The organism is Allostella sp., assembly GCF_041913585.1.
Lineage (GTDB): Bacteria > Pseudomonadota > Alphaproteobacteria > ATCC43930 > Allostellaceae > Allostella.
Map to the genome: position 1 here is coordinate 49105 of NZ_JAYSFE010000007.1, position 11338 is coordinate 60442.

Annotated in this window: 11 protein-coding genes; 5 read left to right on the forward strand and 6 right to left on the reverse strand. The window is 71.8% G+C overall.

The annotated features are described in order from the left end of the window. The 4 genes from ACE3Q3_RS02730 to ACE3Q3_RS02745 form a co-directional block, all read left to right on the forward strand. Positions 1-1651, forward strand: a 1651-nt coding sequence (locus tag ACE3Q3_RS02730) for an amidohydrolase (protein ID WP_374441445.1), incomplete at its 5' end; no start/stop codon positions are given. Continuing rightward, positions 1641-2951: an NAD(P)/FAD-dependent oxidoreductase gene (locus ACE3Q3_RS02735; RefSeq protein WP_374441448.1), complete on the forward strand. Its 1311-nt coding sequence runs from the start codon at positions 1641-1643 to the stop codon at positions 2949-2951. The genes ACE3Q3_RS02730 and ACE3Q3_RS02735, both read left to right, overlap by 11 nt. An 8-nt stretch (positions 2952-2959) precedes the next feature. Beyond that, positions 2960-3862, forward strand: a complete 903-nt coding sequence (locus ACE3Q3_RS02740) for an NAD-dependent epimerase/dehydratase family protein (RefSeq protein WP_374441451.1) — start codon at positions 2960-2962, stop codon at positions 3860-3862. After that, the gene (locus tag ACE3Q3_RS02745) at positions 3859-4476 is read left to right on the forward strand and encodes an HAD family hydrolase (protein WP_374441454.1); all 618 of its coding nucleotides are present in this window, start codon (positions 3859-3861) and stop codon (positions 4474-4476) included. Before ACE3Q3_RS02740 ends, ACE3Q3_RS02745 begins: the two co-directional genes overlap by 4 nt. 18 nt (positions 4477-4494) lie before the next feature. On the opposite strand, the gene ACE3Q3_RS02750 is transcribed toward ACE3Q3_RS02745, so the two are convergent. The 6 genes from ACE3Q3_RS02750 to ggt all read right to left on the reverse strand — a co-directional run bounded on the left by ACE3Q3_RS02750 (position 4495) and on the right by ggt (position 10675). Beyond that, positions 4495-5526, reverse strand: coding sequence for a 5-methyltetrahydropteroyltriglutamate--homocysteine methyltransferase (locus tag ACE3Q3_RS02750; RefSeq protein ID WP_374441457.1), 1032 nt, complete (start codon positions 5524-5526; stop codon positions 4495-4497). Between the two features lie 35 nt (positions 5527-5561). Next, entirely contained in the window at positions 5562-6377 is an 816-nt protein-coding gene (locus tag ACE3Q3_RS02755; protein ID WP_374441460.1) for an ABC transporter permease, read from the reverse strand. 14 nt (positions 6378-6391) lie between these two features. Next, positions 6392-7195, reverse strand: a complete 804-nt coding sequence (locus ACE3Q3_RS02760; RefSeq protein WP_374441463.1) for an ABC transporter ATP-binding protein — start codon at positions 7193-7195, stop codon at positions 6392-6394. Then, a complete protein-coding gene (locus tag ACE3Q3_RS02765; RefSeq protein ID WP_374441465.1) occupies positions 7174-7926 on the reverse strand; it encodes an ABC transporter permease in 753 nt (250 codons plus the stop codon). Before ACE3Q3_RS02765 ends, ACE3Q3_RS02760 begins: the two co-directional genes overlap by 22 nt. A gap of 36 nt (positions 7927-7962) precedes the next feature. Next, positions 7963-8958, reverse strand: coding sequence for an ABC transporter substrate-binding protein (locus tag ACE3Q3_RS02770; protein WP_374441468.1), 996 nt, complete (start codon positions 8956-8958; stop codon positions 7963-7965). A gap of 124 nt (positions 8959-9082) precedes the next feature. Beyond that, positions 9083-10675 carry a gamma-glutamyltransferase gene (gene ggt, locus ACE3Q3_RS02775; RefSeq protein ID WP_374441471.1) on the reverse strand — a complete coding sequence of 531 codons (1593 nt, stop codon included), beginning with the start codon at positions 10673-10675 and terminating at the stop codon, positions 9083-9085. A gap of 54 nt (positions 10676-10729) precedes the next feature. Here ggt and ACE3Q3_RS02780 point away from each other — a divergent pair, with 54 nt between their 5' ends. Continuing rightward, a complete protein-coding gene (locus ACE3Q3_RS02780) occupies positions 10730-11230 on the forward strand; it encodes a GNAT family N-acetyltransferase (protein WP_374441473.1) in 501 nt (166 codons plus the stop codon). Positions 11231-11338: the final 108 nt, after the last annotated feature.

Consider the following 11338-nt stretch of genomic DNA (forward strand, 5'->3'; position numbering starts at 1 on the left):
ACCTGACCGCGAAGTGAACCCTGCCATGGCGCTTCATCCCGACCTCGTGCTGCGGGGCGGCCGCATCGTCACGCTCGACCCCGCCGGAACGGTGGTCGAGGCGCTGGCCGTGGCGGGCGGCCGCATCGTCGCCCGTGGCAGCGATGCCGAGATCGCCGCCCTGACCGGCCCCGGCACGCGGGTCGTCGAGCTCGGCGGGCGCACGGCCATCCCCGGCATCGTCGATTCGCACTGCCATCCCGACAGCTACGCCGCCCGGCTGGCGCGCTGGCACGATGTCGGCCCGGCGGCGGTGGCCGACCGCGCCGCCCTCCTCGACCGGATCGCCGCCGCCTGCCGCGACCTGCCGCCGGACGGCTGGTTCGCCGGCTATCGCTTCAACGACCTGAAGAGCGGCGGCTTCCCGACCCGCGAGGAGCTGGACGCCGCGGCCGGCGGCCGTCGTGTCTTCCTCCTGCGCACCGACGGCCATCTCGGCGTCGCCAATACGGCCGCCTTCGCGGCCTGCGGCATCTCCGACAATGCCGACGACCCGCCCTTCGGCCGCTTCGACCGGCACCCTGCCACCAACCGCTTCACCGGCCTCCTGCGCGAGACGGCGACGCACATCTTCCTCACCGAGATCCACGCCGGCGACACCGAGGCCGAGATCGCGGGTGGCCTGCGCCAGGTCTTCGCCGACTGGAACCGCTACGGCATCACGTCCGTCTACAACTCGCTCGCCGGGCGCCGCGCGATCCGCGCCTACCAGATGCTGGAGGCCGAAGGCGGCATGACGATGCGCGCCGGCATCATCGTCAGCGGCCGCGAGGAGGGGCTGGTCGAGAGCTTCGTCGCCGCCGGCATCCGCTCCGGCTTCGGCAGCGACTGGGTGCGGGTCATCGGCGTCGAATGGTGCCCCGACTGCTCGACCTCCGGCCGCACCGCCGCCTACTACGAGCCCTATGTCGGCCGGAAGATCGAGGGCGAGCCCGAGAACAATTGCGGGATGCTGCTCTACGAGGCGGACGACTTGAAGCGCCGCGCCACCCTCGCCCATGGCGCCGGGCTCCAGGTGATGATCGAAGGGCTCGGCGACCGCGGCATCGACTTCGCGCTGGATGCCATCGAGGCGGCGCTGGCGGCCCACCCGGTCGCCGACCACCGGATGCGGGTCGAGCATTGCTGCTACGTCACGCCGCCGATCCTGGAGCGCATCAAGCGGCTCGGCGTCGTCGATTCCTCGGCGACGGGCTTCATGTACGACCTCGGCGACGGCTACATCGCCAACCGCGGCCAGGCGGCGATGCGCTGGATGTGGCCGCACCGCAGCCTGATCGACGCCGGCATCCCCGCGCCCGGCCATTCCGACGCCATGGTCTGCCAGGCCAACCCGTTCGTCGCCATCTGGTCGATGGTGAACCGCAGGAGCGACAGCGGCGGCGACCTCGACATCCGCGAGGCGATCACCGTCGACGAGGCACTGCGCGCCTATACCGTCCTCGGCGCCTGGTCGGGCCGCGAGGAGAGGATCAAGGGCTCGCTCGAAGTCGGCAAGCTGGCCGACCTCGCCGTCCTCGACCGCGATCCCTACGCCATCGACCCGATGGAACTGCGCGACGTGCGGGTCGACATGACCTTCGTCGACGGGAGGCTGGTCCATGGCGGATAGCGACCGCATCGTGCTCGCGGGTACGGCCCCCCTGCCCCGCTCGCTGTGGGCGGCGACGGCGCGGCCGCCGATCCAGGCGCCGCCGCTGGCCGGCGCCGCCGAGGCCGACGCCGTGGTCGTCGGCGGCGGCTTCACCGGCCTGTCGGCGGCGCTGCATCTGGCCGAGCGCGGCTGGAAGCCGGTGCTGCTGGAGGCGGCGGAGCCCGGCTGGGGCGCGTCGGGCCGCAACGGCGGCCAGATCATCGCCGGCCTCAAGGCCAGCCCGGCCGAGATCCTCGCGAAGTACGGGCGCGACCGCGGCAAGGCCATCGTCGACCTCGTCGGCGGCACCGCCGACTTCGCCTTCGACCTGATCCAGCGCCACCGCATTGCCTGCGACGCCTCGCGACCGGGCTGGGTTCAGGCGGCCCATTCGGAAGCGGCGCTGCGGACGGTGGCCGCACGCTGCGCCGACTGGCAATCCCACGGGGCGCCCGTGCGGATCGCCGGCCGCGAGGAGATGGCGCGTATCCTCGGCACCGGCGACTATGTCGGCGGCCTGATCGATGCCCGTGGCGGGGCCATCAATCCGCTGGGATATGCCCGCGGCCTCGCCGACGCGGCCCAGCGGCTGGGCGCCCGCATCCATGGCGGCTCGCCGGTCACCGCCATCGAGCGGCAGGGCCAGGGCTGGCGCGTGCGCACCGCCGCCGGCCATGTCGACACCGCCCGCGTCCTGATCGGCACCAACGCCTATACGACCGGCTTCTGGCCGGGCCTCGCCCAGTCCGTCGTGCCGGTCTCGAGCTTCCAGATCGCGACGGCGCCGATCGGCGACAACCTGCGCCGCACCATCCTGCCCGAGGGCCATGTCCTGTCGGACACGCGCCGGCTGCTGCGCTATTTCCGTCTCGATCCCCAGGGACGGCTCGTCATGGGCGGGCGCGGCACCTTCAAGGACGATCCCGACGCCGGCGACACCGGGCGCCTGCGCCGCTGGGTCGGGCAGCTCTTCCCGGCGCTGGCCGACATCGCGTACGAGCACCACTGGGCCGGCCGGGTCGCCGTCAACCTCGACCACTGGCCGCACCTGCACGCGCTGGCGCCGGGCGTCTGGGCCGGCCTCGGCTACAACGGCCGCGGGGTCGCCATGGCGTCGCGCATGGGCGCCCTCCTGGCCGACCTCGCGGCGGGCGTACCGCCGGAGCAGATCGCCTTCCCGATCACCCCCCTGCGCCCGATCCCGCTGCACGGGATGCGCCGCGCGGTGCTGCCGGTGATGACGGCGTGGTACGGGGTGCTGGACCGGATCGCCGGCTGAGGGCGGCCTTGCGCGTCCTCGTCCTCGGCGGCACCGGATCGATCGGTGCCGCCGTCCTGTCGGAGCTGGCCGGCGGCGGGCACCAGACGCTGGCGCTGGTCCGCTCGGATGCCTCGGCGGAGCGGGCCGCCAGCCTCGGCGCCACCGCCCTCGTCCGGGGCGACATCGCCGAACCCGGCGGCTGGGTGCATGGGTTGCCCGACCTCGATGCCGTCGTGCACATCGCCTGCGATTTCTCGACCGCGATGGCGACGGTCGACGGGCGGCTTCTCGATGCCCTGCTGCCGCGGCTGGCGGCGCAGAAGGTTCGGCCGCGCTTCGTCTATACTGGAGGGTGTTGGCTGTTCGGGACGACCGGCGACGGCGTCGCGACGGAGGACAGCCCGCCCGATCCGCTGCCGGCCTTTGCCTGGATGGTGCCGCATGCCCGGCGGGTGATCGACAGCGATGCCGTCGACGGCATCGTCATCCATCCCGGCATGGTCTATGGCGACGATGGCGGCGGCGTCTTCCACCGCTTCGCCTGGCAGGCCGCGACGGGGCCGGCGGTCCACGTCGTCGGCGGGCCGACGGTGCGCTGGCCCCTGGTGCACCGGGCCGATCTGGCGCGGCTCTATGCGCTGGCCCTGGAGCGTGCGCCGCGCGGCGCCAGCTATCTCGGCGTCGGCACGGAAGGATTGGCGGTCGGCCGGATCGCCCGCGCCTTCGCCCGGCGGTTCGCCACGCCGGACGCCGAGCCGCGGACCGTCACCGCCGACGCCATAGCCGCCGAACTCGGCGAGTGGGCGCGCGGCTACGCCCTCGACCAGCGGCTGAGCGGCGCGAGGGCAAGGCGCGAGTTGGGCTGGAATCCCCGGCATCTCGATCCGGAAGCCGAGATAGCCGGCGTCGGTGGCGGGGCCACCTCGTGACGGCGGTCCAGGTGCTGATGCTGGACGTGGACGGCGTCGTCGTCTGCGGCCGACCGGCCGACGGGCGATCCTGGTCGACCTCCATGCTCGACGACCTCGGGCTGGATGCGGCCGACCTCCGGCGCGAGTTCTTCGCGATCCATTGGGACGACATCCTGGTCGGGCGGGCCGGTCTCGACGAGCGGCTGGCGCCGGTCCTCGCACGGATCGCCCCGCACCTCACGGTCGGGCGCCTGACCGACTATTGGTTCGCGCAGGATTCGCGCCTGGATATGGTCCTGCTGGAGCGGGTTTCGCACCTGCGGCGGGGCGGGCTCAGCGTCCACCTCGCCACCAACCAGGAGCATCGCCGGGCGCGCTACCTGATGGAGCGCCTCGGGCTCGCCGCGCATGTCGACGCCATCCACTATTCCGCCCGCGTCGGCTTCCGCAAACCCGACCCGGCCTTCTTCGCCACGGTGGCGGCAACCGTCGGCGCTCCGCCCGCGAGCCTGCTGCTCGTGGACGACCTCACCGAGAACGTCGAGGCGGCACTGGCCGCCGGCTGGCGCGCGATCCATTGGACCGACACGCCGGCCGCCTGGACCGCCCTCGACAATATCCTGCCAGGGTAGCCGCCTGCCGGCCCAGGCTCAGGAAACCTCCGCCCGCACGATCGCCGCACCGTCCGCCAGCGCCTTCAGCTTGCCGAAGGCGGTCGCGCGCGGCAGGTACTTCATGCCGCAGTCGGGCGCCGGCACGATCCGCTCCGGCGGCGCGAACTTCAGCGCCGCGCGGATGCGGTCGGCGACCACCTCCGGGGTCTCGACCGCGGGGTCGGAGAGGTCGAGGACGCCGACCAGGACCTTCTTGGGTGCGAGGTCCGCCAGCACCCCGAGGTCGAGATGCGGCTGCGCCGCCTCGATCGAGATCTGGTCGGCCCGGCTGCCGGCGAGCTCGGCCAGGAAGGAGTAGCCGGTCGGCTTCTCGCCCGGCACGACGGCGGCATAGCCGAAGCAGAGATGGACGACCGTCGGCACCGTGATCCCGTCGAGCGCCCGGTCGATCGCCTTCACCGCCCAGCGGCGGGCGAGCTCGGGATTGTTGCGCAGCCAAGGCTCGTCGAGCTGGATGACGTCGGCACCGGCCGCCTCCAGGTCCTTCGCCTCGGCGTTCACCGCCGCGGCGAAGTCCATGACCATCTCCTCCTCGTCCTTGTAGAACTCGTTCTTGGCCTGCTGGCTCATGGTGAAGGGGCCCGGCAGCGTGATCTTGGCCGTGCGGTCGGTGTTGGCGCGCAGGAACTGCATGTCGCGCACCTCGACCGCATGGGTGCGGCGGATGCGGCCGACGACGCGCGGCACCAGGGTGACGGCACCGGAGCGGCTGACGATCTCGCCCGGGTTGTCCGCGTCCACCCCTTCCAGCGCCGTGGCGAGGCGGTTGGAATAGCTCTCGCGCCGGATTTCGCCGTCGGTGACGATGTCGATGCCGGCCCGCTCCATGTCGCGGATGGCGACGACGGTGGCGTCGTCCTGCGCCTGCTCCAGGTACTCCTCCGACACCCGCCACAGGTCGGTCAGGCGGACCCGCGGCACGATCTTCGACAGGAGCTTGCGGTTGGCGAGCCAGTCCGGCTGGGGGTAGCTGCCGACGACGGTGGTCGGCAGGATGGGCAGCGTCATCGGAAATCTCCTGGGCGCGAAGCGACGGACGGGGTTCAGGCGACGGCGGGCGTCGAAGTGGCGGCGGTGGCAGCTCTGGCAGGGATGGTACGGCCCTGGCGTCCCGCCGTCTGCCACACCAGCGTGCGGCGCTCGACCATCCGCGCCAGCACGTCGAAGAGCACGGAGAGGACGAGGATCAGCAGCACGGCCGCGAACACCCGCGGGCTGTCGAGGATGGTGCGGAAGCGGGTGACGAGGTAGCCGATGCCGGCCGCCGCCGTCAGCATCTCCGACACCACGACGCCGATGATGGTCAGCGCGCCGCCGAGGCGCAGCCCGGTCAGCACCGTCGGGATCGAGGCCGGGATGATGACGCGGGCGATCTGCTGCCCGATCGTCGCCCCCATGCTGCGCGCGGCCAGCAGCAGCTGCGGGTCGATGGTGCGGATGCCGGCCGCCGTCGACAGCATCACCGGGAAGAAGCCGTAGATGCCGGCGAAGGCGATCTTCGATTCCGAGCCGATGCCGAGCCAGGCGGTGAAGATCGGGTAGAGGATGACGATCGGCACCGCGTAGAGGCTGGAGAAGACCGGCAGCAGCAGGTTGCGCAGGACGGCGATGCCGCCGACCAGCGCGCCCGCGAGGATGCCGGCGCCGCAGGCGATCACCATCGCCAGCGCCACCTCGTGCAGGGTCACCAGCAGGTTGCGGCCGTATTCCGCCCGGTCGGACCACAGCACCGCCAGTGTCTTCGACAGCGACGGCAGGAAGAGTTCGGGCACGATCCGGGTCGCCGGCAGGAACTCCCAGAGCAGCAGCAGGGCCACCAGGATCAGCCAGCGGGCGGCGGCGGGGCTCGGTCGGCGCATCGTCCCCTCCGGCGTCAGTCGGGTTTGCGGATCTGCTGCCAGATCCGTTCGCGCAGCCGGCCGAAGCGGTCGGTCGCCATCATCTCGTAGGTCCGCGGCCGCGGCAGGTCGACCGTGATGCGGTCGATGATGCGGCCCGGCCGGGCCGACATCACCAGCACCTCGTCGGCGAGATAGACCGCCTCGGTCAGGCTGTGGGTGATGAAGACGACGGTCTTGCTGGTCTGCGACCAGATGCGCAGCAGCTCGTGGCCCATGGTCATGCGGGTCTGCTCGTCGAGCGCGGCGAAGGGCTCGTCCATCAGCAGCACCGGCGGGTCCTGGACGAGGCCGCGGGCGATCGAGACGCGCTGCTTCATGCCGCCCGACAGTTCGTGCGGATAGCGCCCGCCGAAGCCCTCGAGGCCGACCAGCTTCAGCATCCCCTCGGCCCGCCGGCGGCGCTCGGCGGCGGCGACGCGGCGCAGGGTCAGCGGGAACTCGACATTCTCCAGCGCGGTCTGCCAGGGAAAGAGACTCGCCTCCTGAAAGACGACCCCGACGCGGTCGGGATCGGGGGCGAGGATCGGCCGGCCGGCGAGCCGGATCGTGCCGGTGCTGGCCCGGCGCAGCCCCGCCATCATCATCAGCAGCGAGGTCTTGCCGCAGCCGCTGGGGCCGACGATGACGGTGAACCGCCCCGGCGCCACGGTCAGGTCGATGTCCTCCAGCGCCGGCACCTGCCCGTCGCGGCCGTCATAGACGTGGCTCAGCCGCTCGACCGCGACCGCCGCCTCCCCCGCCGCCGGGTCGCGCGTCACGTCCGCCAGGTGCTGCATCTCGCCTCCATCCAGCGGATCGTCTCGTTGAAGAGGATCGCGACCGCGGCCAGCAGGATCACGCCGGCGAAGAGCTGCCGCATCTGGAAGTTCTCGCCCCAGTTGGCGATCAGGTGGCCGATGCCGGTGCGGGACGCATACATCTCCGCGATCATGACCGCGGTGAAGTTGAAGATCATCGCGATGCGCAGCGTCTCCAAGAGGATCGGCACCATGCTGGGGACGTAGACCCGCCACAGGATCTGGCCGCGCGTCGCGCCGTAGGAGCGGGCGACCAGCACATGCTCCGGCTTCACCGATTCCACCGCCGCGGTCGCGCTCATGATGACGATGAAGAGGGTCGAGAAGACGGCGTAGGCGACCTTCTGGTGGAAGCCGATACCCATCACCAGGATGAACATCGGCAGGAAGATCGATTTCGGCACGCTGAAGACATAGAAGAGGATCGGCTTGAAGACGGCGCCGAAATACTCGCTCTCGGCGATGGCGACGCCGATTGCGGCACCGAGCGGCACGGCGAGGACGAAGGCGACGATGACCTCGGCCGCCGTCACCATCATCGCCTCCTGGACGCTGGCGCGGCCGACGAGCTGGCCCAGCATGGCCAGCACGTCGCCGAGCGGCGGCAGCAGGCGGGCATTGACGATGCCGAGGCGCGGCAGCACCTCCCAGGCGCCGAGGACGGCGAGGAAGAGCGCCAGCCGCACCAGGACGATCGTCAGGCGGTTCACCGGATCATCCCCGTCCTGGGTCCTCGGGCCACGGCCTCAGGGCCTGGTCGGGACCGCCTTGAAGGTGGTCACGTAGCTGTCCTCGACCGGCGCCAGGTCGGTCATGCCGATCAGCCGCGCCATGTCCATGGCGCGGACCATCCACTCCTTCTGGATGTCGCCGTCCGCCGACAGCTTCTTGATGTTGCCGTCCAGTTCCAGGGCCGCGATCTCGGGCGGGATCTCGTCGATCTCGGCGATCAGCTTCACCGCCTCGTCGCGGTTCTTGGGGTCGGCCAGGAAGGCGACGGCGCCGAAGAGCGCGTTCACCGTCTTCTGCACGACCTGCGGCTTCTCCTTGATGATCTTGTCCGATGCGATCCAGGCCGAGGTCAGGTGCGGCGGCACCTCGGCGCCGAAGTCGATCAGGCTGCGCACTTCCTTCGACTTCATGAACTGGAAGGTCAGCGGCGAATAGAGCACCACCGCGTCGACGTTGCCGGACAGCAGGTTCGGCACCAGCCCGCCGCCGCCGAGCGGCACGCGGGTGAACTTCAGCTTGCGGTCCTGCTGGGTCCAGAGCGCCAGCATGTCGGAACCGGAGCCGGCCGAGGTGATGCCGACCTTCTTGCCTTCGAGTTCGGCGGCACTGGTGATCTTGGAGTCCTGGCGCACGACGAGGTGCCAGCCGTAGTAGCCGAGCGCGCCGCCGGCGACGCCCCGGGACATGACGCCCTTCTTCTGCCCGGCCGAGATGAACGAGGCCGAGTTGAGGATCATGTCGGCGGCCCCGGCCGCCAGCGCCTCGAAGCATTCCGCGCCGCCGCGATAGACGGTCAGTTCGGCCCGGATGCCCTCCTTCTGGAAGAGCTTCTGGCGCAGCGCCGTCTCGGCGACGATGGTCGGCCAGTAGGTCTTGGTCGGCAGGCCGATGCGCACGGTGTCCTGCGCCTGCGCCACCGGCGCGGCGAAGGAGAGGGCCGCCAGGCCGGCGGCGAGGATCACGGCACGGCGCGTCGCACGCCATCCGGGGGCGTTGGCTCGGGTCGTCATGGGTTCGTTTCCTCCGCGGCGGACTCTGATGGACCGTCCGCGACGGACTCTAGGCAGCGGCTCGCCGGGTGACAACGGCGAACCGGCCTCTATTGCATTATTGTCTGACGGGCAGATCGTAATCTCAGGCGCGGGCGACCCCGCCGCCGCCGCGCGGGTCGGCGCCGCCCCGCCAGCGGCCGCCCTCGACCAGGATCGCATGGGCACGCGACTGGTAGGGGTCGTAGCTGATCGGGCTGTGCCGCACCTGATGGCCCATTGCCGTCAGTTCGCGCACCACGCGCCCCTCGACCCGCGCCTCGGCGAAGATCGGCCCGCCCTCGCAGTGGATGCGCGGCGCCGAGACCGCCTCGACCGGCGACATGCCGAAATCGACCACGTTGAGGATGGTCTGCAGCACCGAACTGATGATGACGCTGCCGCCCGGCGCGCCGACGACGAGCCACGGCCGGTCGTCGCGCAGGAGGATGGTCGGCACCATGCCGGTCGTGCGCGCCTTGCCGGGCGCCATCGAGTTGGGCCGGCCCGGCAGCGGGTCGGCCAGTTTCATCGAGTTGTTCCAGACGAAGCCGAGGCCCGGGGTCACCACGCCGGCGCCGGTGCCGAGCGTGTGCGTCAGCGCGACCGCGTTGCCCGCCTCGTCGACGACCGAGAGATGGGTCGTGCAGGCGGGCGGCTGTCCCGGCGCGCCCTCGGGAAACCGGCCGGCGCGGATGCGTTCGGCCCACTCCGCCGCGCGCTCGGCCGAGACCATGCGCGCGACCGGCACCGGCACGAAGTCGGGGTCGCCCAGCCATGCCTCGCGATCGGCATGGGCGGCGGCCATGGCCCGGGCGACGTGGTCGAGATGGGCGGCCGAGCCGTGCTCCATCGTCCCCAGCGGGAAATGCTCCAGGATGTGCAGCATCTCGATCAGCGAGGCGCCGCTGCCGGGCGGCGGGTTGGAGAGCACGCGCAGCCCGCGGTAGCGGCCCTCGACCGGGGCGGATTCGCGGACGCGGTACTCCGCCAGGTCCCGGCCGGTGACGAAGGCCCCGTTGGCCGCGAAATCCTCGGCGATCCGCCGCGCCATCCCGCCGCGGTAGAAGAGGTCGGCGCCGCCCTCGGCCAGGGCCTCCAGCGTCGCCGCCAGGTCGGGATTGCGCAGCGTCTCGCCGACCCGCCAGAGCCGGCCGTCGGGATGGAGGAAGATGCGGGCCGACGCCGCGGTCGCGCGGATGCGGCTGAGCCCGTCGGCGACGCCCGGCATCGGCGGCCGCGCCCAGAAGTCATGGACGAAGGGGGTGACGGCGAGGCCGTCGCGCGCCATCGCCACGGCGGGCCGGATCAGGTCCGCCCACGGCCGCGAGCAGAGCCGCCGGTGGGTCTCCCACAGCCCGGCGACGGTGCCGGGCGTCATGATCGCGCCGTAGCCGATGTCGCTGCGGAGATCGTCGAAGATGGTGTAGCCGGAAATCTCGGTCCGGCCACGGATGTCGGCCGCCCACATGTCGGGCCGGACGCCGGACCCGGCGCGGGTGTGGAAGTCGATCATGCCCGAACCGGCGTCGGCCGCGCGGAAGAACTGCAGCGTCCCCATGCCGCCGAGACCGCACATGAAGGGGTCGGCCACCATCTGGGCGAAGGCGGTCGCGACCGCCGCGTCGAAGGCGTTGCCGCCCGCCGCCAGGACCTCCGCACCGACGTCCGCCGCGCGCGGCTGCGGACACACGACCATTCCCCGCATCGACACCCCCTTCCCCTGTCCCGGCGATCATCCTATGCCAGCGGCATGGAAGCGCAGCCGGAATTGACGACGCCGAGGCTGCGCCTGCGGGCGCGGACCCTGGCCGACGTGGAAGCGATCATGGCGATGGATGCCGACCCCGAAGTGCGGCGGTATCTCGGACCCGTGGACCCGGACGAGCACCGCGCCCATGTCACCCGCCGGATCGTCGACCGCGTGCCCGACATCTGGGCCGTCGAGCGGCGGACCGCGCCGGGGCTGATCGGCCTCTGCTCGATCGCCCCGCGGCCGGACGGCAAGGGCAAGCAGATCAACTGGCGGCTCGCCCGCAGCGCCTGGGGCTGGGGCCTCGCGACCGAGGCGGCGGCGGCCGTGCTGCGCCACGCGCTGGCCGATCCCGCCGCTTACGGGCCGCTCGTCGCGATCATCCACCCGGACAATGCCGCCTCGATCGCCGTCGCCCGGCGGCTCGGGATGCAGCCGGTCGGCGAAGGGCACTTCTATGGCGGGCACCGCATCCTCTACGGTCTCGCCCCCGACCCATGACCAGGACCCCGACGCATGACCAGGAACCCGCCCGCATGACCACCCGCGCCCGTCTCCGCGACCTCGGCATCGTCGTCGGCCGCCTGCCGACCGGCCCGCACAACGCCA

Bases quoted from the DNA above. Each gene is read 5' to 3' on its own strand.
- ACE3Q3_RS02735 (WP_374441448.1), top strand. From the start codon at position 1,641: ATGGCGGATAGCGACCGCATCGTGCTCGCGGGTACGGCCCCCCTGCCC.
- ACE3Q3_RS02750 (WP_374441457.1), bottom strand. From the start codon at position 5,526: ATGACGCTGCCCATCCTGCCGACCACCGTCGTCGGCAGCTACCCCCAG.
- ACE3Q3_RS02755 (WP_374441460.1), bottom strand. From the start codon at position 6,377: ATGCGCCGACCGAGCCCCGCCGCCGCCCGCTGGCTGATCCTGGTGGCC.
- ACE3Q3_RS02760 (WP_374441463.1), bottom strand. From the start codon at position 7,195: ATGCAGCACCTGGCGGACGTGACGCGCGACCCGGCGGCGGGGGAGGCG.
- ACE3Q3_RS02770 (WP_374441468.1), bottom strand. From the start codon at position 8,958: ATGACGACCCGAGCCAACGCCCCCGGATGGCGTGCGACGCGCCGTGCC.
- ggt (WP_374441471.1), bottom strand. From the start codon at position 10,675: ATGGTCGTGTGTCCGCAGCCGCGCGCGGCGGACGTCGGTGCGGAGGTC.
- ACE3Q3_RS02780 (WP_374441473.1), top strand. From the start codon at position 10,730: ATGGAAGCGCAGCCGGAATTGACGACGCCGAGGCTGCGCCTGCGGGCG.